Below are 21843 nucleotides of genomic sequence, written 5' to 3'. Positions count from 1 at the left end.
GTCATGACGCGTTATGTCATCATCGGTGCCGGGGCCGTGGGCGCCTCGCTCGCCGCCCAACTGTACGAGGCGGGCATCGATCAGTTGCTTGTGGGACGAGGCCCCGGCATCGGGATCATCCGGGACCGCGGACTGACCTACGTCCGTCATGGGGTCGCCCGCCTCGTCCCGGTGTCCGCGGCTGCCGGCCACGGGGAGATGGCGCTCACCGCCGAGGACGTCCTCGTGTTCGCCACCAAGACCCAGGATGTCGAGACCGCGAGCCGGGAGTGGGCCTGGCGGCCGGTCGCCTTTCCGGATCACCTCGGGGTGGCGGGTGATCTGCCCGTCCTCACGCTGCAGAACGGACTTGCTGCCGACCGGATCGTCGCCCGGCGCTTCGCCAGGGTGCTCGGTGGCAGCCTGATGACCCCCGCACGGCATCTTGAACCCGGACGTGTGGAGTCTGGTGCCGCGGGACCGGTGGGGGTCGTCACTCTCGGCCCGGTCATCGGGGTGGACGACGCGTTGCGCGACCGCGTCGCCGGGGACCTGCGCCGTGCCGGATACTCGGTCCAGACGACCGACGACGTGGCTCGGTGGCAACGTGCGAAGTTGTTGAGCAGCGTGCGATTCGGGCTCGAGGTGCTCTCCGGTGATCGGGACGTGATCGCCGACGTCGCGGACCATCTCGTGACCGAGGCCAGGCAGGTGTTCGCGGCCGCGGAACTGCCGGTGGCGGATTCGGCGACCGAACGCACCGTCGATCTCTCGGGATATCGCAGGGACCCGGCTGCGGGGTTCGAGCCCGGCGGCAGGTCCACCTGGCAGAGCTTCCGGCGAGGAGCCCCGAGCGAGGTCGACTATCTCAACGGCGAGGTGGCACTGCTGGGACGACTGCACGGCGTCGCCACTCCGTACAACGAGGCGCTCCAGCGCGTGCTCGGCGTCGCCGGCCTGCGACGGGAGCCGCCCGGAGCACACGATGTGGGTGAAGTGCTCGCGCTGGTCGGGCAAGCCGACACCACGGACGCGGGCGCCCGGCCCGCTGCCTTGTCGCATTGGTGCGTGTCTCGCAACGTGCGCGAGCGGGGAACTGTCGTCGTCCTCGCCGGACGCGGAGAGACACCGGCGGTGTACGAGCGGTTCGGCAAGCGGCTCGCCGCGGATGCCTACCACGTGATCGCCGTCGAGACCGATCCGGTTGCCGGGAAGAACTGGGCAACGAACACGACGGAGGTGGACGCGACCGTCGCGGGTCTTCTGGCCGATCCCGATCTGGTCGCACCGGTGGTGCTGGTGGGCAGTGACACGGGTGTGTTCTGCGCCCGTCGGATCGCCGACGCCCATCCCCGGCGTGTCGACGCGATCATCCTGGCCGGTGTGCCCGCGGAGGCCGCTGTGGAGGTGCCCGGCGGAAGGGGTGCCGAGATCGCGGCTCGTAGCGCGTGCCGTAACCACCAGCGGGTGCTGAGCGTCGAGGCGCGGACGGGACTGTTCGCCACCCCGGTACCAGGTCTTGTCGGGGCACCCGTCGACGGTCATGGGCATGCCGACCTCCCAGTACTGGCGATTCACGGCGCGGACGACACCTTGAGCCCGCTCGCCCGGGCTCTGGAGCGGTACGCCGATCTGGGCGCCACGGAGGTCGACGTGGTCCGGGAGGGCCGGCACGACATACTCAACGACATCACTCATCGGTCGGTGGCGGCCACCATCGTCCTGTTCCTGGAGCGGCTGCGATCGGGTGCCGATCTGCCGGCGATCGTCGAGGTGGTCGCCCCGCATGTCACGACCGGAATCCTGGCATAGGAGAATCGGCTCGCCGTACTCGACACCCGGGGAAGAATCGTGGCGATTCTGCCCCGTTCATGTCTTTCATTCCCCCTGTTCGTCCCATTATTAGGTAACCCTGTTTCCCGTTCATCAGGAAAGTGAAAGTGCCACGTTGCGCTGTAGGTGAACCTCACTTTAGTCTTTTCATATGGATACGAACCACGCGAGCCGACGATCGACCGCCATCGGCGGCAATTCGTTGTGCGCCCGGGGTGGCACGGTGAACGTTCTTCGTTCCTGTTGTCGTTGAGACCGTCAACGTCGGCCGCTCTCGCTGATCGGCCACTCGCTACGGGATAACCTTCCTGGTCACCGGGCCGTCGCGATCCTTGCAGAAGGGCCGATACGTGCCTGGCCCAACCGGAGTCCGCGACGAATTCAGGTCAATTTCGATTCGTTCGACGAGACAACATTCCTCCCGACTTTCCAATTCCGGGGTCGCCGGAGTTCGGTCGTCCTTTTGATCACTCGCGCATCAGCGCGCCATTCTTCATGCCCGAAAGGTTCTTGATGACTGTCAGCAATTCTTCATCTCCGTCATCGGACGAAGCCCGCAGCTATGGGCGACTGCTTGAGCTGGTGGGAAATACCCCGCTCCTGCGGTTGAACACCGTCACGGAGGATCTGCCCGGTGAGGTCTGGGTCAAACTCGACCACTACAACATCGGAGGATCGTCGAAGGACAGGATCGCGGTGAACATCGTCCGCCAGGCGGAGCTGTCGGGGGAACTCAAGCCCGGAGACCGGATCATCGACAACGGCGCCGGGAACACCGCGCTGGGCTTCGCCCTGGCAGGTATCGCCGGCGGACACCCGGTCACCATCGTCGCCAATCCCTCCCTCGCCAAGGGCAAGGCCGACCTGCTGACGTTCCTCGGTGTGGAGATCCTCCAGGGACGCGCGGACGTGCCGTTCGACGACGCTGAGAACTGGGAGGCCATCGCGGCTCATCACGCGGACGAGGACCCGTCCACGTGGTGGTCGCACCAGTCCGCGACACCGGACAACCCGGACGCTCACTACGCGTCCACAGGCCCGGAGATCTGGCATCAGACACAGGGAAAGGTGTCCACGTTCATCGCGGCCGTCGCCACGGGAGGCACGGTGAGCGGCACCGGTCGGTATCTGAAGGAACAGAACCCGGGAGTCCGGGTGGTGGCCAGCGACTTCGTGGAGGGGCCCAACTACAGCACCGACCTCGCCGAGGTGATCGCGGGTACCAAGCCGCTGACCGAGGAGAAATGGGCTCACAACATCGACACGACGGTGATCGACAGCATCGAGTACCGCACCAGGGCCGAGGTCATCGCCTTCGGGTGGGAACTGGCCCGCCGCGAGGGCCTGGTGCTCGGCCTGACCTCGGTGCTGAGCGTGGCGATCGCCCTCGACCTGGCAGCCGTCGCCCAGCCGGGCGAGGTCATCGTGGCCTTTTCCGCCGACCACGGCCGCGACTACCTGGCCCGTGAATACAACGCGGAATGGCTGCGGGCCAACGGGCTCGCCGAGATCGCCGACCGCTACGACCCGGCGGCGCGTCCGACCGAAGTGCTGGTGGGGTGAACACGATGACGACCGTCTCCGCTGCCCCGGCCGTCGAGGCCGATCCCGTCGACTTCGAGAGGTTCGGGACGATCTACGAGCCCAGGGGCGGCGCCCAGTTGGCACCGTACGGCACGTCGGACGCCTACCCGTTGCGCGGAAGGATCACCGAGGACGGGCCGTTTCCGCCCGCCCCCGACAGGTACCACCTCTATGTCTCGTCGGCCTGCCCGTTCGCCCACCGAACCTTGATCGTCCGGGCGTTGAAGGGGCTGGAGGACGTCATCACGGTGTCGATCGTCGACCCGATCCGCGACGGACGCGGCTGGGCTTTCCGTAGCGGTCCGGGGCAGACGCTGGACACCGCGGGGAACGGGTTCGCGTTCCTCTCCGAGGCATACGAGGCCTCGGTGCCCGGCGGGCAATACACCGGGCGCGTCTCGGTTCCGGTGCTGTGGGACAAGCTCACCCACCAGGTCGTCGCCAACTACTACCCGACGATCACCCTCGACCTGGGAAGCCAGTTCGATTCGTGGGCGGGGCATCCCGACCTTGATCTCCGTCCCGCGGACCTGCGCGACGAGATCGACGCGCTCGCCGACCGAGTCGCCGAGCATCTCAACCACGGTGTCTATCACGCGGGTTTCGCGAGGACCCAGACCGACTACGAGGCCGGGTATGCCGAGGTCTTCGCCACCCTGGACGAGTTGGAGTCGCGGCTGGCGACGGGCGGCCCCTATCTGTTCGGCGACCGGCTCACCGAGGCCGACGTCCGGCTGTGGGTGACCCTCGTCCGCTTCGACTCGGTGTACTACGGCCACTTCAAGGTGAACCGTAAACGGCTCGTCGACTATCCGGCCTTGTGGCAGTACGCGCGCCGACTGTATGCCCTACCCGCTTTCGGCGGCACCACCGACTTCGATCACATCCGCCGTCATTACTACGGGACACAACTGCACATCAACCCGACCGGCATCGTGCCCGTCGGACCGGAGATCGACTGGAGCCTAACCAGTGAGTACGCCTCTGTCACCTAGCTATGGACGACTGGTGGCCGGCAGCAGGCATCCCCGGGTGGCATTCGCTGTCCGGGGGACAGTGCTGGATCACTTCGCCAGGGCAGCGGTGTTCCGCATCGTCGAGATCGACGGGGCGGAACACTGGGTGGTGGAGGATCGGCAGGTTCAGCCGGCAGCCGACAGTGAAGGGCACAACGAGAGCGGGTTCGACCGGGTGCTGGCCGCATTGGCCGACTGCCAGGCGCTCGTTGTGGGCCGGATCGGGCCGGGTGCGGCCACCCATGTGATGAAGACGGGTATTCGGCTGTTTCAGGGATCCGGTGCCCAGGAAGGAGTTATGCGTTCACTGATCAGGGCGGGTGTGTTCGAGAGCGGACGCTCAGCAGGCCCGGGGTGTGGTGATTGATCCCGCGCCTGGAGCACGAAGGCCTGTGTCGATGCCGTTGCAGGCGTGGCAGGTCGTCCGAACAATTCACGAAGGGGTATTCCAGCAATGCGAAAGATAGCCATCTACGGTAAGGGCGGGATCGGCAAGTCCACCACCACGCAGAACACGGTGGCGGCGTTGACCGAGATGGGCCGCAAGGTGATGGTGGTGGGCTGTGATCCCAAGGCAGACTCGACCCGCCTGTTGTTGGGTGGACTCGCCCAGCAGACGGTTCTCGACACATTGCGTCTGTCCGGGTCGTCCGTGCGGCTGCCGGATGTGCGGGCCAACGGCTTCAGCGACACACTCTGCGTCGAATCGGGAGGCCCGGAGCCCGGAGTGGGCTGCGCCGGACGCGGAATCATCACGTCGATCAATCTGCTCGAGCGTCTGGGAGCCTACGACGAGAGCCTCGACTACGTCTTCTACGACGTGCTCGGCGATGTGGTGTGCGGTGGTTTCGCCATGCCGATCCGCGAGGGCAAGGCCGAGGAGATCTACATCGTCGCGTCCGGCGAAATGATGTCGATGTATGCGGCGAACAACATCTGCAAGGGCATCAAGCGTTTCGCCACCTCCGGCACTGTGCGGCTCGGCGGGATCATCTGCAACAGCCGCAACGTCGACAACGAGTACGAGTTGATCGCCCACTTCGCTCAGGAACTGGGAACGCGGCTCATCTACTTCGTCCCCCGGGACAACGACGTGCAGCGCGCGGAGATCAACAGGAAGACGGTCATCGAGTGGAATCCCGCCTGCAAGCAGGCCGATGAATACCGGTCGCTCGCCCGCGCCATCGAGCAGAACTCGACGTACGTGGTGCCCAAGCCGATGGAATCCGACACTCTCGAGGGGCTGCTGCTCGAACACGGCATGCTCGGCGCGGCCTGAGCGCGGCCGGCATCACCCACCTCCAACCCACCCATGAGGAGCCAACTGTGACAACGTCCATCGCTCCCGCGACCCCGACGCGGGTGCCGCTGACCGAACATCCCTGCTTCGACGAGGCTGCACGGGCGCGAGCGGCACGCGTCCACCTGCCGGTCGCGCCACGGTGCAACGTGCAGTGCAATTACTGCAACCGACGGTTCGACTGCGTGGCCGAGTCGCGGCCGGGGGTGTCGTCCACCCTTCTGACTCCGGAACAGGCTGCCGACTATGTGGACATGGTGCGTCGCGACATACCCGCCCTGGCCGTCGTGGGTATCGCCGGGCCGGGCGATCCGTTCGCGAACGTGGACAAGACACTGAGGACGCTGCGACTGGTGAAGCAGCGTCACCCCGACCTGCTGCTGTGTGTGTCGAGCAACGGTCTGGGGGTTCCCGCCCACCTCGACGACATCGCCGAACTCGGCATCAGCCATGTGACGATCACGATGTCGACGGTCGATCCGGAGGTGGGTGGCCGGATCTATCGGTGGGTCAGGGATGGCCGTGGCAAGGTCTATCGGGGACGAGAGGCCGGCGAGCTCCTTCTCGCACGGCAGATCGAGTCGATCCGGGGGCTGAAGGACCGTGGCATCACGGTGAAGGTGAACACCGTGCTGGTGCCGGGGATCACCCTCGACGGTGTCGCCGACGTGGCCAGGCTCGCGTCCGAGCTGGGCGTGGACACCATGAACGAGATCGCGCTGTATCCGGTCGAGGGCACACCTTTCGGCGAGCTGGACGCCCCCACGGCGCACGAGGTTGCCAGGGCGCGCTCGGAGGCGGCGGAGTTCGTGCAGCAGATGACCCACTGCCAGCGATGCAGGGCCGACGCCGTCGGGCTTCTGGGGGATGACAACGACGACGAGGCCATCACCAGGCTGTTCGCCGCGAGGACGATCGGCCGGGTGCGTACCCGGATCGCGGTGTGCAGCCAGGACGGGAAGACGCTCGACCAGACCCTCGGGGGCGCTGACCGACTGCTGGTGTATGAGAACGCCAACCTCGGTGGACGCATCACTCCGCAGCTGGTGGAGGAGCGCGTCGTCCCGCCGATCGGCGGGGGAGCGGCACGTTGGACGCATCTGGCCGGGTTGCTGCAGGACTGCCGGGCGCTCATCTGCTACCAGTTGGGCGGCACGGCCCGCACAGTGCTCCGGGGATGCGGCATCAGCGTGTACGAGGCGGAAGGAGCGGTCGGTGAGGCTCTCACCGACGTGTTCGGCGGACGACCCCCGCGTCTCTCGCTCGATGCGCGGAGTTGCGCGACCGACTGCGACGGGCCCGGCGATGGCCTGGCGCCGGGCGACGGGTGCCGCGACCTGCCGGTTGTGCAGGCACCCCGCGCGCGGGAGACCGGGAGCGGAATCGTCGAGTTCGTGCTGGACGAGGGCGTGCTTTCGAGACGACCCGTGGACGCGAGCGGCGGGGCGGAGATCGCACCCGCGCGTGAGCAGGCATCCTGAACCGTGCGCGAGAATGCGAGGCGCTGGTGAGTCGAGGCTTGTCAGCCGCTGGATGCCTTTCAGCCGGTGAGTGCGGGGCGTCAGCCCAGTAACCAGGGCGCGCCGCTGGCCGCGGCGATCCGGCGCACCTGGTCGAGCAGGCCGGGGCCGACCGGAATGCCGTCGCGTCGCCGTTGATCGGCTGTCGTCCACTGGGGGTCGCCCGCGACCATGACGGGCTGGTCCGGGTCAGCCGGCTGTGTCGCTCGCAGATCCCCGCACAGGCGGGCGACGTCGTCCTCGAACTCCTCGTGTGCACGGAAGACGGCGGGATCGATCACGATGAAGCAGTGGCCGATGTCGTGTGCTTGCGCTGTTTTCGCGTGCGCCGATGCCTCGGTTATCAACGCCGCACCCGACAGGCATGAACCGAGAATGTTGACCATGACCGCGAGCCCGTAGCCCTTGTAGCTGGAATTCTGCGGGGAGCCTCCGAGCGATGTCATGAATCCACCTTTCTCGCGAGTGACCAAAGGGTCGGTGCTCGGGTTTCCTTCACGATCGAGAACCCAGCCAGGAGGGCATTCGAGACCTTCGTTCGCCTTGTTCCTGATCCGTCCCGCAGCCACTGTGGTCGTGGCCATGTCGAGCAGAAACGGCCGCCCGCCGGACGTCGGCGCCGCGAAGGACCAGGGGTCGGTGCCGAGCTTGGCTTGCTTGCCGAAGGTAGGCGCCACCTGGGCCACCGACGCGGTCGTGCAGGCCATACCGACGAGGCCCTCATCCGCGGCCAGGGAGGTGTAGTACCCAGCCGCGCCGAAATGGGCTGAACCACGGACGACCACGATCGCCATGCCTGATTGTTTTGCCTTACTGATGGCGAGTTGTATACCGAATCTGGCCGGGACGTGGCCGAGCCCGCGGCCACCGTCGACCAGCGCCGACACCGGCGTCTCGCGGACGACGGCGGGCTGGGCTCGCAGGTCCACGCGTCCTTGCTCACGCAGTTGGTTGTATCGGGGAAGCATCGAGATCCCGTGGCTGTCGATGCCGTGCAGGTCGGCCCAGGACAAGACGTCGGCCGTCACTTCGGCGTTGTCCTCCGGCATGCCCCATGCCAGGAGGATGGCCTTCAACTGGGCTCGGTGGGTCTCGTAGGTCGCCGGCATGAGCGAATTCCTTTACAGTGGGAATCTTCTGGCTGTTTCGCGACGAATTGGGCAAAATAGCGCGCACTATTTGGCGTGGTGAAGAGATGGATTCTCGTTCGGAATTGATCATAGGGCGCACAGCAGAAATGATGGGCCGGACGATCGGCATATGGAATCGGCGAAAAGTGCGGGGGTTGCTGACGGGATTGCCGCTGGACGGGTTCTGCGTGTGGGGTCGGTACCCGGAGTCCCGGCGGGGTGGCTTGCGGCGGGCGGTCGTCGTCGACGCAGCCGAAGGCGGTGGGAGGGCTCGCTCGTCCAGCCTGCAGGGTGGCCCCCTGGCGCGGTTTGGCAAGCGTCCGATCCTGCGCTAACCTACCTAGGTCGCCGCTCGCGCGGGGATGAGTGTGCGGGGCTATGGCGCAGTTGGTAGCGCGCTTCCATGGCATGGAAGAGGCCAGGGGTTCGAATCCCCTTAGCTCCACAATTGCAGACGTAGTCGAACTCCTGACATGGGTGTTTTCGCCTGTCGTGACGGCGAAGGGTTCCGCGAGGCGGAGGGTTGCTTCCTCGTCTTCGTTGATGTCGATGCCGGTGGTGAAGGTCTGATTGACGAGGCGCTTTCCGTGCGGGTCGGTGGTCTTGTAGAGGCGTTGGCAGTCGATCAGGAGGCGTAACGCCTTGTTGATCTGGCGTCTCGGGCCTTGGTCTTGGTCGTGCTCGTTCTCGATGCGGCGGTCGATGTCGGCCAATCCTGCGCGGATGCGGTCTTGGTGGCGCTTGAGCGTGGTGAGGTCGATGGCGTCGGCGAAGTGCGCGGCGAGGAGCTTGTCGGACTCGTCTTCGAGGCGTCGGCGGTTCGCCGCCAGCTCTGCGAGTTCGTCGGAGCGTGTAGCGAAGCGTTCGTCGAACGCGGCCTCGATCTTCTTGGCGAGGCCGACGTACTGGGCCTCGTTGAGGAACCCGTCGAGATTCACTGCGATCGGTTGCAGTAGACCGTGGCGCTGGATCGACGCGGCGAGGGTGTCGATCTCGCCGAGGTCTTTGCGGTGCCGGTTCCCGACCGGTATGGAGGCGATGGCCTGTTCGACGTAGAAGCCGTCCTTTGGCACGTCCATCCCCGCTCACCTCCCCACCCCGAAGGAAGCGAGCGAGAGGGCAGTGACGAGATCGTCATCGTCCAGCAGTAGCGGGATCGTCTCGCCGATCAGCAGCCGCAACAACACCCCGCGCCCCATGGGTGTCGCCGCGTGCGCTGGTTCTCGGCTGCCTAGTAGGGCTCGGAGCAGTGCATGCCAGGCCGGGCGGGGAAGATCCAGCATCGCAGGGGTCTGCTTATCGCGCCGCAACGCGCTATACGCGGTCTGCCGCGCTCCGGTTTTCGTGAGCGCGTCACAGACATGCTCGACCGCATCCCGCGCCGTATCGCCCGGCCAGCCCAGCAGCACCAGGAGCGTGATCGCCCCTTCGACCGCATGAAGGACAGGCGTGGATCCGGGATCGGGTTCTGGGGTATCGAGGTCGTCGAAGTGCTCGTCGATGAACCCGAACACGGGGTGGTTGTCGACCATCGGGTGCTCGCGGTCGGAGAATCGTTCGGGATCGTGGAACACGGTGAACCGCTTCCGCCTGGCCTGATGCACCGAGCACAAGAGCCCCTGCCCTTGTTCCTCGACCGAGCAGGTGATCCGCACCGAATGCGTGATCACCGCCCACGGATCACGAGCACGACGCGCGGCCGGGGTGCGCATCACCTCGAACGCGGCAGAGACCGCCTCCCACGGATCAAGCCGATGTTTGACCGCCAGAGCGGCGTACTTGTCCCGCGCGTACCGCATCAAATCCGCCGCGACGGGATCATGCACCCAGGCACCCTCAACCCTGCTCGTGCAGACGACACAGCAGGCAGCGCAGTTTCTCGCTATCGCGAAAGCTGATAACGGCACCCGCGTGGTCGGTCACGGTTTCGCTCCCCTTTCCCCTACCGATAGGTGCTCATTGGTTAACCAGGTGGCAGAGCTGTTGGTGGGCGGCGGTGGGAATTGTCATGTTGGCCGTCTTTCAACGCGCAGTGACGCGTAGACGAGCCTGATCAGCTTCATGGGCTTGAGATGGATCTGCCGGTCCCAGAACTCGGGCGGGGCCACGCTCGCCTCGTCAACATCTTGGTGGGTATACCAGCCAGCTTCTTCGAGCCAGTGGCGTGCATCAGATGGTGTGGTCGTGCACAGCCATGGCTCCCCAACCTTGCCCGCCATCGTTGCGACAGTGTTTGCGTAGGCCGCACCCGCCTCATCTCGGTGTCCAGATGAAAGGACGTAGTCGAAGATCAAGACTGACCCGTATGACAGACCGGACAGGTCGGCGAAGAATCGTCGGCACTGCGCTGGGAGCAGGTACATGCTTACCCCGAGCCAGAGGACCACGGCCGGCCGTCGGGCTTTGAAACCAGCCATCTTCAACAGGTGGGGGTCCAGGCCATCCCTGAGATCGGCGGCAACATGATGAGCGAAGTCAGCGACTCCGGCATCGCGGAACAGTTCTTCGCGCCAGGCAAGCACCCCGGGCAGATCCACGAGCCATGCCTGCCCATCAAACTGGTCGTGAAGCCGCTGGAGTGTGGTGTCCAGGCCTGCGCCAACGACAACGAGTTGATCAATACCAAGGTTCAGAAGCGTCCGGTCGGCAAAGTTGGAACGCGCGCACGCCGACAGGCGTGCGGCAGCCAGCACCGGCTCCTCGGAGTGTTCGACCTGAAAGGTCAGTGGAGACGGGCTGATCGACTCGCACAATCGTTGTGCGACTGGATCTTCCAGCAGGTGTGGTTCTTGGTCGACGATCGGATGCGCGGCACGCGCTGCGGCAGCGAAGACCGCGGTCGTGCTGAAACCAGTTATATCTCTCACTTCAACTAACTACCACGAGTAGGCCACAGATAGCGGGAAGCACGCCGCGCACACCCAGAACCGACCGGCCTGAGCGTGGGATCACTCAGGAGCTCTTAACCCCTTCCCCGCCGTGGAAACCGCCCGAGCTCCCGCTCACCACCGGCCCAGTCTTAGCGAACACGCGTCTTGCAATCGAGGTTTCACCGCGTGCTGAGAGAATCGATACATGGCCTCTCCGCAGACACTCGACGACGCCGATCGGCGTCTCGTCGCTCTCTGGGCAGCAGACTGCGCTGAACGAGTACTGCCGCTGTTCGAAGCCGAGGCTCCCGAGGATGATCGTGCGAGGGATGGCATCGCACGCACCCGCGCCTATGGCCGTGGTGAACTCGATGCTGCTGGTGAGATCAAACGGAGGTTGGTCGCCGGGCGTGCGGCTCAATCGGTGAAGTCACCCGTCGCGGTAGCAGCTGCTCGCGCCGCTGGCCAAGCTTCGGGCGTGGCCCACATGGGGGCTCATGCTCTCGGTGCTGCCGCGTACGCGGCGAAGGCCGCTTCACTCACGGCGGTTGACCAGGAAATCGCGCGCCGCGATGAGGTTCGCTGGCAGATCAACCACATGACGCCCGACGTTCGCGCGGCACTGGCGAGACTGCCCCTGCTCGGAGAGAACTCATCCGGGCCATTGGGAACCGGACTCCTGGCGTCGGGAGCCCTCGCTGTGACGATCCGAGAGATCCAGGCTGAGCTATCCCACGGCGACGCCCCAGCCTGAACTTCTTCCAGCGCTCAACCTCGATTTGTATGAGGCGTGCCGTCGCAAAAGCGGGTCCGTGAGGGATACTTCAGGCAGCAACGCGGTGCTCGCCAGAGGAGTGTCGCGGATGGGCAGGGAGGCTGGGCCTGAGTGGCCGCGCGCATCTTCTGAAAGACGTGTGGCCGGTCCGGCATGCTGTCGCGCGCTACGCGGGTGCCTAGTAGGCGGGTGGCTCCCAAACTGTGATTGATCGGATATCCTCGACTTCTGCTGGTGTGGCGAGCTCGAAGGGATCGCCACGTCCTACGACCGAATCATTCGGATCTATCTTGCGCGGGGAGTTGCGATCAAGCGTCAGTTTCTCCACTTGCTCGACATATTCTGGCTCCTGCATCGCTCGCGCAATTGACCCAAGCCCGAGCCCTCCACTGCCCCCAATATTCACGCGCCGAGTGCGGAATGTTCGTGCCAACGTGATCTTGGGTGCTACGTCTGTCGCTCGAACAACAATCTTTACGATTCGGATGTCTCCAAGCGTCTCTCCGGTTTCGGGGTCGGTGATACCGACGGCGTCCGGGTCGAGGATCGCAAAGTACATCCCTGGTCGGACCCCATGTTCTGACCCGCGATTTAAGATCACCTCGCGGTCGCTTACTACTTCTGCGACCTTCCCGCGAATTCGATTCTCGGGTTCCTTGACCAACTCAGCTAGTTCGGTGTTGTCATCATTGTCGGCGTGATCTTCAGTCATTCTGTTCCGCCTCTCGTGCTAGCAATTCGAATGCCCGGCGTCCTTCGTTACGCAGCCGGTTAACCTCGTCAAGTGAGCCAGGGGCGACGGAGTCCCACTCCGCCATAGATGCGTACAAGGCGAGCCGGACCTCTTGCAGTCGTTCTTGGATGTCTACCAACCCCGTTGAGACGCGGCTATTCCTCGGCGATGTGGCTTGAGACAGTTGAGTCGCGATCGCCTGCGCGTTTTCGACATCTTCAGCGATCCCCAGCAGACCGCGTACTGCGCTCGCGCCGTTCGCGGTGAAGTCCTTCTCCCGCGGGGTCGTCTGGAAGAGAGTGCCGAGTATGGCTCCCAGTACCCCGGCGCAGCCGATCCCGACACCTGCCCAGAGGTTGTTCGGTGTCACGTAGATGCCGAGCGCAATGAGCGCGATCGCGATTGCGCAGCCGATCCAGACCTTTGGTCCGAGTAGGAGCTCAGATCTCTTGAAGCGAAGAACAGCCCACTTGCTGCTGCTCGGTGATTCGCTCATAGGCGAAGTCTATCGCCACATGCACCATTTTCGTATAACATTAATCCCATGAGTGAGCGCGAGACGATCGACGGCACTCCCGTCACTGAGGAGCAGATCGCAGCCTGGGCAGACGAAGCTGAGGTTGGATACGACGTTACGGAGTTGAAGAAGCGGGGCCGTGGTCGGCCCGGACGTGGCGCGGAGCCGTCGCAGGTCATCGCGTTGCGCATCACTGCGGACGAGCTCAGTGCTCTCGATGCACGGGCGGAGCGTGAGGGCAAGTCTCGCTCCGAGGTGATTCGCGAGGCACTGGCCTCGGCATGAGAGTCCACCCCTCGGCTCGCAAACACGGTGTCGACGCCGAAGACGCAATCCAGGCTGCGACATGGGCAACCTGGATCGAGGACCTCGATGATGACAGCCCGGCGCGGCAGCTTCGGCTTGGGTTCGACACCTGTGGCCGTCTGCTGGAGACGGTCGTCCTGGTCTTTGACAGCGGAAACGAACTCGTGATCCACGCCATGAAGGCCCGCCCGCAGATGCTCGACCTCCTGCCATAGTCGGCGCCCCGGCACTGACTCATCTTGTCCGCGTCTTCTTCCACACCGTCATCCGGCTCACCTCGAACCGTCGGGCGATCGACATGACGCTCTCACCGCTGTCGCGGGCCGTTTGAATGGCGTCTATCTGATGCGGCGTCAGAGGCGTTCGACTCCGTCTCGTTGGTTCCGTGACCGCGCCGTCGAGCCCGGAACCAGCCACGTCGCCCGATGACCCGAGCCCTCGTTTCGCCAGTTCCCACACGGCTTCCAGCCGCTCGACCCGCTTCCACTCATGTGATTGGAATCCGCCCCGGTCCACCCTGTGTGATGTCTCGTGGCATGTGTCCTATGTGCGGTCGCGAGGCCCGCCACCATGGGCGAGTTGCACATCCTGGCCTTTGGACATAGATGAGCGCCGCGCTGTACGCCCTTCCTCAGGGAGCTCGCGGACGAACCTCATCAGTTCGGCGAAGCCGCCTGGCTTGCGGCGAAGCCTCCGATTCTCCCGCGGTGTCGCTGCTGTCTGGGTGCTGGTGGGCACCGCTACGGTATGAGATAGTCCTGATAACAAGTGAAGACGGCGCCCCTGGCGCGGGAGATGAACTACATGGCACCGACCACCAAAGAAGGCCAGCGCGCCGAACTGCACAAGACGATCTGGCGGATCGCGAACGATCTGCGGGGCAGCGTGGACGGTTGGGACTTCAAGAGTTACGTGCTCGGGATGCTGTTCTACCGGTTCATCTCGGAGAATCTCGCCACCTACATCAATGCCGGCGAACACGAGGCTGGGAACAGCGGCTTCGACTACGCTCGCCTGCCCGATCCGCAGGCGGCGGTGGCGCGCGACGAATTGGTGGCAGAGAAGGGCTTCTTCATCTACCCGTCGGAGTTGTTCGCGAACGTGCGCGAGCGAGCGCCGCAGGATGCGAATCTGAACGAGACGCTGGAACGGGTCTTCAGGAACGTTGAGGCCTCTGCGGCCGGCACAGACAGCGAAGACGACTTGAAAGGCCTGTTCGACGACCTCGATCCGAACAGTTCGAAGCTGGGTGCGACGGTCGCGAAGCGCAATGAGAAGCTGGTGAAGCTGCTGGATGCGATCGGGGATCTGCCGCTGGGGAACTTCGGGGAGAACGCGATCGACCTTTTCGGGGACGCGTACGAGTACTTGATGCAGATGTATGCCTCCCAGGCCGGCAAGTCCGGCGGCGAGTACTACACGCCGCAGGAGGTCTCGGAGGTGCTGGCGAAGATCGCCGTGGTCGGTAAATCCCGTGTGAATAAGGTCTACGATCCCGCTGCTGGTTCTGGCTCACTGCTGCTGAAATTCGCGAAGGTGCTTGGGCGTGAGAACGTTGGCGGGTTCTTCGGGCAGGAGATCAACCTGACCACCTACAACCTTGCCCGGATCAACATGTTCCTGCACGACGTGAACTATGAGAAGTTCAACATTGCGCACGGCGACACTCTGACCGATCCGCAACATTGGGACGACGAGCCGTTCGAGGCGATCGTCTCGAACCCGCCGTATTCGATCCACTGGGAGGGCGACGCGAACCCGCTGCTGATCAATGACGAGCGGTTCGCGCCGGCCGGGGTGCTGGCGCCGAAGTCGAAGGCTGATCTGGCGTTCACGATGCATATCTTGTCGTGGCTCGCGGTGAACGGCACAGCGGCGATCGTCGAGTTCCCCGGTGTGCTCTACCGAGGTGGTGCGGAGCGGAAGATCCGCAAGTACCTTATCGACAACAACTACGTCGATGCGGTGATCCAGCTGCCGCCGGATCTGTTCTTCGGCACCACGATCGCGACCTGCATCATCGTGCTGAAGAAGTCGAAGACCGACAACGCGGTGCTGTTCATCGATGCCTCCGCGGAGTTCAGCCGCGTTGGTAACAAGAACAAGCTGCTGCCGGAGAACCAGCAGCACATTCTCGACACGTATACCGCCCGGGAGAACGTCGACCACGTCGCGAGGCTCGTGCCGGGCGAGGACATCGCCGCGAACGACTACAACATCGCTGTGTCCTCATACGTCGAGCAGGAAGACACCCGCGAGGTCGTGGACATCCAGGCGCTGAACGCTGAGATCGCCCGCATCGTGGCACGTCAGGCAGAGCTGCGCACCTCCATCGACGCCATCGTGGCCGACCTGGAAGGAGGAGCCGCATGACGGACGGGGCCTCCGGAGAGGTGATTCTCTACCAACGCGACGACGGCGCACCCGCTATCGAAGTGCGCCTTGACGCCGAGACGGTGTGGTTGAGCCAGCAGATCGCGGAACTGTTCCAGACGTCTCGCACGAACATCGTCGAGCACATCTACGAGGAGGGCGAACTCGAGGAGGCGGCAATCTGTTGGAGATCCCGACAGGTTCGCACCGAGGGCTCCCGCCGGGTCAGTCGCGAGATCCCCTTCTACAACCTCGACCTGATCATCTCGGTCGGCTATCGCGTCAAGAGCAAGATCGCCACACAGTTTCGCATCTGGGCAACCGAGCGCCTGCGCGAGTACCTTGTCAAGGGGTTCACGATGGACGATCAGAAGCTCAAGAATCTCGGCGGCGGCAACTACTGGCGTGAGCTGCTGGAACGCATCCGCGACATCCGCAGCAGCGAGAAGATGCTGCACCGGCAGGTGCTTGACCCGTACGCGACGAGCATCGACTACGGCCCGAAGGCCGAAGAGAGCGTCGAATTCTTCAAGATCGTCCAGAACAAGCTCCACTACGCTGCCCACGGGCGCACCGCAGCCGAAGTCGTCGCAGCCCGCGCGGGCGCGACAAAGCCGAACATGGGCCTTACCTCGTTCGCGGGCGCGCGGCCGCGCAAATCCGACGTCTCCGTGGCGAAGAACTACCTTGACGAAACCGAATTGAAGAAGCTCAATGCGCTCGTGTCGGCCTACTTCGACGCGGCCGAGTTTCGCGCCCAGAACCACGAGCCCACCTATATGAAGGACTGGCTCGCCCACCTGGATCGGCTCGTCGTCGCAATGGAGGCTCCGACCCTGCCCGGAGCTGGAAGCATCAGCCACTGGCAGGCCATCGCGCACGCCGAGGGCGAGTACGCGAAGTACCGCGCTCAGATCGACGCTGCACCGACCGAGGTCGAGGGAGCCTATCTGGAGACCATCAAGCGCGCACAGCGCGAGATCGAAGGCAAGAAGTGAGCCGTATCGACGACCTGATCGCGGAGCTTGCGCCTAAGGGCGTCGAGTTCAAGCCTGTCGGTGAAGTCACGGCAAAAAGCTCCAACATCAAATGGGCCAACGTGGGTGACGACGAGTTCCAGTACATCGATCTAGGTTCTGTGGACCGCGTGACGCGCAGGATTGGTGAAACGGCATCCATCACTGCAGGCGACGCTCCAAGTCGCGCGCAACAGATCGTTCACACAGGCGATGTGATCTTCGCGACCACACGTCCCGCGCAAATGCGGTGGGCGGTGATCCCGGCCAAGTATGACGGGCAAATCGCAAGCACGGGCTACTGTGTGCTTCGACCAGACACCTCCGTTGTTCTCACGAACTTTTTGGCTCACCTTCTCGGCGCCGACGCTTTCCGTCAATACGTTGAGGCAAATCAGGTCGCGGGAAACTATCCCGCAATACCCGACAATCGTGTCCGGGCTTACCGAATCCCCGTCCCGCCTCTCGAGGTGCAGCGGGAGATCGTGCGAGTATTGGATCAGTTCACTCAGCTGGAAGCGGAGCTGGAAGCGGAGCTGGAAGCGGAGCTGGAAGCTCGCCGCCGCCAGTATGAACACTATCGTGATGCCCTTCTGGCCTTCCCAGAAATCGACGGGGGGGGGGTGACGTGGATGCCAATGGGTGAGCTGGGGGCGTTCATTCGTGGTCGTCGTTTCACGAAGAGCGATATGGTTGCGGCTGGTATCCCGAGCATTCATTACGGTGAGATCTATACTCACTATGGTGTTTCGGCGCGCGAGACCGCCAGTCACGTCCGTGATGATCTCGCGGAGAGCCTCCGCTATGCGAAGTCGGGAGACGTTGTGATCGTAGGCGTCGGCGAGACGGTGGAGGATGTCGGGAAGGCGGTTGCCTGGCTCGGGAACGTTTCAGTTGCCATCCACGACGATTCCTTTGCTTTTCGCTCCGAACAGGATCCCACGTACATCTCTTACGTCATGCAGACTGCTGCGTTCCAAGGGCAGAAAGAGAAGTATGTCTCTCGCGCCAAGGTGAAGCGCATCGGTAGTGAGGGCCTCAGCCAGATCGTCGTTCCGATTCCGCCGCTCGATGAGCAGCGTCGGATCGTGGCCATCCTCGACAAGTTCGACGCGCTCGTGAACGATCTGAGCATTGGTCTCCCTGCCGAGCTCACTGCTCGGCGAAAGCAGTATGAGTTCTACCGTGACCGGCTGCTGACTTTTGAGGAGATGCGTTGATGAGGCATGTCGCGAGCACACCTGGCGGCGACTTCGCGGATTTTGATTTCAGTCCCCGTGTGTTTGCCAGAGCCTTGCGGAAGACCGATGAGCATTACCCCGTCTCTGACCATTGCGAGCAGGCACTGGCGGCACATCGGAAACGGCCAACGGCGCCCTGGTACCGGAGTCAGAAAGAACACGTCACTGGATGGCTGAACGAGCTTGACGGGCCCGGTGCGTATAACCGCAAGTCGCGAGGGCTCAACGCAAGGCATTTCTGGAACCACTTCCAATGTGCGCCCGGACTTCTCTGGGTGGCCGAGGCACTCGGGGAAGATGTGACCGTCGTTCGGCAAGCATCGGAAGCTGCGCAACATGAGGAACGGGCCGCGGCGCGGTGCGCTGCAGTCAGGAAAGTGATCCCGTGGGCTCGGGTGGTGGAGCTCGTGCTCGCGCAAGGCGTGAGCCCTCTGGCACAGCAACCACGCCGCTCTGTGGGGAAGAGGGCGTCATGACCGACGCGCCGCTGCGTACGTACGATCCGATCGCGGTCTCGGCCGAGAGCACGGTCGTCGCCGAGTACATCCCGGATGCGAAGGCGGATGCGGCGTATCAGTCGGAGGCTGCGCTGGAGCGTGAATTGATCCGCCTCCTTGAGTCGCAGGCATATGAGTACCTGCCGATCACTTCCGAGGAACAGCTGGTGGCGAACCTCCGCACCCAGCTGGAGGCGCTGAACCACATCACCTTCTCGGATGCGGAGTGGCGCGGCTTCTTCGAGAACACGATCGCCGGGAAGAACGACGGCATCGTCGAAAAGACAGTGCGCATCCAGGAGGACCACGTCCAGCTGCTCAGGCGTGACGACGGATCGACCAAGAACATCACCCTGCTGGACAAGCAGAACATCCACAACAACCGGCTGCAGGTCATCAACCAGTACGAAGTCGAGCGCCTCGACCCTGCCGATGAGGGCAGCGCTGGCGGGCGCTACGCGAACCGCTACGACGTGACGATCCTCGTCAACGGTCTGCCGATGGTGCACATCGAGTTGAAGAGGCGCGGGGTCGACATTCGTGAGGCGTTCAACCAGATTGACCGCTACCAGCGCGACAGCTTCTGGGCAGGTTCGGGTTTGTTCGAGTACGTGCAGTTGTTCGTGATCAGCAATGGGACGCTGACGAAGTACTACTCCAACACGACGCGCAGTCAGCACCTCAAGGAAGGGCGGGTTTCGACCGGCTCAACCACCGGCGAAGGACGGAAGACGTCAAATAGTTTCGAGTTCACGTCGTGGTGGGCGGACGCGCAGAACAAACCGATCCAGGATCTGACCTCGTTCGCGAAGACGTTCTTCGCCAAGCACACGCTGCTGAACATCCTTACCAGGTACTGCGTGCTGACTGCCGACCGGATGCTGCTGGTGATGCGGCCGTATCAGATCGTCGCGACCGAGCGAATCCTGCAACGCATCGATATCGCGACGAACTACAAGCGTCTCGGCACGGTCGCGGCAGGCGGCTACGTCTGGCACACGACCGGCTCGGGAAAGACGCTGACGAGCTTCAAGACGGCGCAACTCGCGTCGGCGCTGCCGGGCGTGGACAAGGTGCTGTTCGTCGTGGACCGCAAAGATCTCGACTACCAGACGATGCGCGAGTACGACCGCTTCCAGAAGGGTGCGGCCAACTCCAACACCTCTACAGCGGTGCTGAAGCGCCAACTGGGAGACCCGGCCGCGCGGATCATCATCACCACGATCCAGAAGCTGTCGACGTTCATCAAGACAAACAAGCGCCACGCAGTCTACGACCAGCACGTGGTAATCATCTTCGACGAATGCCATCGTTCCCAGTTCGGGGATATGCACACCGACATCACCCGCTCCTTCAAGCGGTACAACCTGTTCGGGTTCACGGGCACGCCGATCTTCGCCGCCAACAGTGGCAGCGCCGGGAACCCGCAACTGAAGACCACCGAGCAGGCATTCGGCGAGAAGCTGCACACCTACACGATCGTTGATGCGATCACGGACAAGAACGTGCTGCCGTTTCGCATCGACTATGTCAACACGGTCAAGGTTGGCACGGTGATCGACAAGCAGGTGCCCGCGATCGACGCGGAAAAGGCGCTCCTTGACCCGAGGCGCATCAGCGAGATCGTGGACTACACGCTGAAGCACTTCGATCAGAAGACCAAACGCTCTTCCAGCTACGAGCACTCCGTCGTCACCAACGTCGCCGAGGCGACCCGCACGCGACGCCAGGCGGAAGCGCATCGGGAGCGCAAACGGGTACGGGGCTTCAACGCAATCTTCGCGACCGCCTCGATTGATGCCGCGCGCCGGTACTACAACCACTTCCAGGTCCAGCAGCGGGAATTGCCGCCGGACAAACGGCTGAAGATCGGTCTCATCTACTCGTACGGCGCGAACGACGCCACCGACGATGGCATCCTCGACGACGAGGCATTCGACACCCACGCGCTCTCGGCCGACGCGCGGGGCTTCCTGGAAGACGCGATCCAGGACTACAACGACCTGTTCGGCACAAGCTACGACACCAGCACGGACAGATTTCAGAACTACTACAAGGATCTCTCGCAGCGGCTGAAGAACCGCGAACTCGACCTTGTGATCGTAGTCAACATGTTTCTCACCGGCTTTGACGCGACCACGCTCAACACGCTGTTCGTCGACAAGAACCTGCGCGCGCACGGCCTGATCCAGGCGTACTCGCGCACCAACCGGATCCTCAATTCCGTGAAGACCTACGGCAACATTGTCGCCTTCCGTGACCTCGAGGACGAGACCAACGCGGCGCTCGAGCTGTTCGGCAACAAAGACGCCCGCGGCGTCGTGCTGCTGAAGCCCTACGGCGACTACTACAGCGAGTACGCCGAGAAGGTCACTGAGCTGCTGGCGTCATTCCCGCTCGGGCAGCCGATCGTCGGGGAGGACGCGCAGAAAGACTTCATCCAGCTGTTCGGCGCGATCCTACGGCTGGAAAACATTCTTACTTCGTTCGACGACTTCGCTGGCTCAGAGCTCCTCACCGATCGTCAGGGGCAGGACTACCGCAGCGTCTATCTCGACCTGTATGCGGAGTTTCGCAAGGAGACGGCCACTGAGAAGGAACTGATCAACGACGATGTGGTCTTCGAGATCGAACTGATCAAGCAGGTCGAGATCAATGTCGACTACATCCTCATGCTCGTCGCCAAATACCGGGAGCAACTCGGCGACGATCAGGACAAGGAGATCCGCTCCGAGATCAGCCGCGCCGTCGACGCCAGCCCGACGCTGCGCAACAAGAAAGACCTCATCGAGGCGTTCGTCGACGCCGTCTCGGTGGACGGTGCGATCGACGAGGAGTGGCAGGCGTTCGTCGCTGCCAAGCGCGAGGCTGAACTCGCTGCGATTATCGAGGAGGAGAACCTCCGCGCCGATGCCGCCCGAGCATTCGTCCAGACCGCGTTCCGAGACGGTACCCTCCGCACCACCGGCACGGCAATCACGAAGGTGCTCCCGCCTGCATCCCGCTTTGCCGCAGGCGGAGGCCACGGAGAGAAGAAGCAGCGTGTCATCCAGAAGCTCAGCGCCTTCTTCGAGCGCTTCTTCGGACTCGGTGCGGGAGGTGCGGAGTAGCGACAAGCGCTGCGCAGAACATAGACAGGATCAAGGAGCTACT

At 63.6% G+C, this 21843-nt stretch carries 21 protein-coding genes and 1 tRNA gene; 16 read left to right on the top strand and 6 right to left on the bottom strand.

What is annotated here, in order from left to right; translation table 11 throughout:
- The first annotated feature begins 3 nt into the window (after positions 1 to 3).
- The 6 genes from FB473_RS09285 to FB473_RS09260 all read left to right on the top strand — a co-directional run bounded on the left by FB473_RS09285 (position 4) and on the right by FB473_RS09260 (position 7193).
- The gene (locus tag FB473_RS09285; RefSeq protein WP_167166717.1) at positions 4 to 1791 is read left to right on the top strand and encodes a 2-dehydropantoate 2-reductase N-terminal domain-containing protein; all 1788 of its coding nucleotides are present in this window, start codon (positions 4 to 6) and stop codon (positions 1789 to 1791) included.
- A gap of 603 nt (positions 1792 to 2394) precedes the next feature.
- Complete coding sequence (locus tag FB473_RS09280; protein WP_167166715.1) at positions 2395 to 3375, top strand: pyridoxal-phosphate dependent enzyme; 981 nt, start codon at positions 2395 to 2397, stop codon at positions 3373 to 3375.
- A gap of 5 nt (positions 3376 to 3380) precedes the next feature.
- Positions 3381 to 4391 carry a glutathione S-transferase family protein gene (locus tag FB473_RS09275; protein WP_167166713.1) on the top strand — a complete coding sequence of 337 codons (1011 nt, stop codon included), beginning with the start codon at positions 3381 to 3383 and terminating at the stop codon, positions 4389 to 4391.
- A complete protein-coding gene (locus FB473_RS09270) occupies positions 4369 to 4779 on the top strand; it encodes a NifB/NifX family molybdenum-iron cluster-binding protein (protein WP_341770081.1) in 411 nt (136 codons plus the stop codon). Before FB473_RS09275 ends, FB473_RS09270 begins: the two co-directional genes overlap by 23 nt.
- An 87-nt stretch (positions 4780 to 4866) precedes the next feature.
- Positions 4867 to 5691, top strand: coding sequence for a nitrogenase iron protein (gene nifH / locus FB473_RS09265; protein WP_167166709.1), 825 nt, complete (start codon positions 4867 to 4869; stop codon positions 5689 to 5691).
- A gap of 47 nt (positions 5692 to 5738) precedes the next feature.
- A complete protein-coding gene (locus FB473_RS09260) occupies positions 5739 to 7193 on the top strand; it encodes a radical SAM protein (RefSeq protein ID WP_167166707.1) in 1455 nt (484 codons plus the stop codon).
- Positions 7194 to 7273: 80 nt separating this feature from the next.
- Here the strand turns inward: FB473_RS09260 and FB473_RS09255 are convergent, their stop codons facing one another.
- On the bottom strand, positions 7274 to 8341 hold the full coding sequence (locus FB473_RS09255) for an Ldh family oxidoreductase (RefSeq protein WP_167166705.1): 1068 nt from the start codon (positions 8339 to 8341) through the stop codon (positions 7274 to 7276).
- A gap of 393 nt (positions 8342 to 8734) precedes the next feature.
- Here FB473_RS09255 and FB473_RS09250 point away from each other — a divergent pair.
- From FB473_RS09250 to FB473_RS09240, 3 genes are all read left to right on the top strand, one after another.
- Positions 8735 to 8807: transfer RNA gene (locus FB473_RS09250), tRNA-Ala, on the top strand.
- A gap of 28 nt (positions 8808 to 8835) precedes the next feature.
- Complete coding sequence (locus tag FB473_RS09245) at positions 8836 to 9000, top strand: hypothetical protein (protein WP_167166703.1); 165 nt, start codon at positions 8836 to 8838, stop codon at positions 8998 to 9000.
- 39 nt (positions 9001 to 9039) lie between these two features.
- Positions 9040 to 9318, top strand: a complete 279-nt coding sequence (locus FB473_RS09240) for a hypothetical protein (RefSeq protein ID WP_167166701.1) — start codon at positions 9040 to 9042, stop codon at positions 9316 to 9318.
- Positions 9319 to 9447: 129 nt separating this feature from the next.
- Here the strand turns inward: FB473_RS09240 and FB473_RS09235 are convergent, their stop codons facing one another.
- Both FB473_RS09235 and FB473_RS09230 read right to left on the bottom strand, forming a co-directional pair.
- Entirely contained in the window at positions 9448 to 10188 is a 741-nt protein-coding gene (locus tag FB473_RS09235) for a hypothetical protein (RefSeq protein ID WP_243863524.1), read from the bottom strand.
- 180 nt (positions 10189 to 10368) lie between these two features.
- Positions 10369 to 11229 carry an SAM-dependent methyltransferase gene (locus FB473_RS09230; protein ID WP_167166699.1) on the bottom strand — a complete coding sequence of 287 codons (861 nt, stop codon included), beginning with the start codon at positions 11227 to 11229 and terminating at the stop codon, positions 10369 to 10371.
- Positions 11230 to 11437: 208 nt separating this feature from the next.
- On the opposite strand from FB473_RS09230, the gene FB473_RS09225 reads away from it, so the two are divergent.
- Positions 11438 to 11986 carry a putative immunity protein gene (locus FB473_RS09225; protein WP_167166697.1) on the top strand — a complete coding sequence of 183 codons (549 nt, stop codon included), beginning with the start codon at positions 11438 to 11440 and terminating at the stop codon, positions 11984 to 11986.
- Positions 11987 to 12185: 199 nt separating this feature from the next.
- Here FB473_RS09225 and FB473_RS09220 read toward each other — a convergent pair whose 3' ends face one another.
- Both FB473_RS09220 and FB473_RS09215 read right to left on the bottom strand, forming a co-directional pair.
- Positions 12186 to 12719 (bottom strand): hypothetical protein, encoded by a 534-nt coding sequence (locus FB473_RS09220; protein ID WP_167166695.1) that lies wholly within the window; start codon positions 12717 to 12719, stop codon positions 12186 to 12188.
- Entirely contained in the window at positions 12712 to 13236 is a 525-nt protein-coding gene (locus tag FB473_RS09215) for a hypothetical protein (RefSeq protein WP_167166694.1), read from the bottom strand. The genes FB473_RS09220 and FB473_RS09215 overlap by 8 nt, the downstream gene beginning before the upstream one ends.
- A 48-nt stretch (positions 13237 to 13284) precedes the next feature.
- On the opposite strand from FB473_RS09215, the gene FB473_RS09210 reads away from it, so the two are divergent.
- Together FB473_RS09210 and FB473_RS17985 are read left to right on the top strand one after the other, a co-directional pair.
- The gene (locus FB473_RS09210; RefSeq protein WP_167166692.1) at positions 13285 to 13542 is read left to right on the top strand and encodes a ribbon-helix-helix domain-containing protein; all 258 of its coding nucleotides are present in this window, start codon (positions 13285 to 13287) and stop codon (positions 13540 to 13542) included.
- On the top strand, positions 13539 to 13778 hold the full coding sequence (locus tag FB473_RS17985) for a toxin (protein ID WP_167166690.1): 240 nt from the start codon (positions 13539 to 13541) through the stop codon (positions 13776 to 13778). The genes FB473_RS09210 and FB473_RS17985 overlap by 4 nt, the downstream gene beginning before the upstream one ends.
- Positions 13779 to 13797: 19 nt before the next feature.
- Here the strand turns inward: FB473_RS17985 and FB473_RS18605 are convergent, their stop codons facing one another.
- A complete protein-coding gene (locus FB473_RS18605) occupies positions 13798 to 13980 on the bottom strand; it encodes a helix-turn-helix domain-containing protein (RefSeq protein WP_424945228.1) in 183 nt (60 codons plus the stop codon).
- Between the two features lie 387 nt (positions 13981 to 14367).
- Here FB473_RS18605 and FB473_RS09195 point away from each other — a divergent pair, with 387 nt between their 5' ends.
- From FB473_RS09195 to FB473_RS09180, 4 genes are all read left to right on the top strand, one after another.
- The gene (locus FB473_RS09195; protein WP_167166686.1) at positions 14368 to 15936 is read left to right on the top strand and encodes a type I restriction-modification system subunit M; all 1569 of its coding nucleotides are present in this window, start codon (positions 14368 to 14370) and stop codon (positions 15934 to 15936) included.
- Positions 15933 to 16934 (top strand): virulence RhuM family protein, encoded by a 1002-nt coding sequence (locus FB473_RS09190; RefSeq protein WP_167166684.1) that lies wholly within the window; start codon positions 15933 to 15935, stop codon positions 16932 to 16934. Before FB473_RS09195 ends, FB473_RS09190 begins: the two co-directional genes overlap by 4 nt.
- Positions 16931 to 18172: a restriction endonuclease subunit S gene (locus FB473_RS09185; RefSeq protein ID WP_167166682.1), complete on the top strand. Its 1242-nt coding sequence runs from the start codon at positions 16931 to 16933 to the stop codon at positions 18170 to 18172. The genes FB473_RS09190 and FB473_RS09185 overlap by 4 nt, the downstream gene beginning before the upstream one ends.
- Positions 18173 to 18665: 493 nt before the next feature.
- Positions 18666 to 21800 (top strand): type I restriction endonuclease subunit R, encoded by a 3135-nt coding sequence (locus FB473_RS09180; protein ID WP_167166680.1) that lies wholly within the window; start codon positions 18666 to 18668, stop codon positions 21798 to 21800.
- The last annotated feature ends 43 nt before the right edge of the window (positions 21801 to 21843 follow it).

The sequence above is a fragment of the Brooklawnia cerclae genome (assembly GCF_011758645.1).
Classification (GTDB): domain Bacteria; phylum Actinomycetota; class Actinomycetes; order Propionibacteriales; family Propionibacteriaceae; genus Brooklawnia; species Brooklawnia cerclae.
The sequence above is the reverse complement of the archived record's forward strand: the minus strand, read 5'-3'. Positions and strand labels throughout refer to the sequence as shown.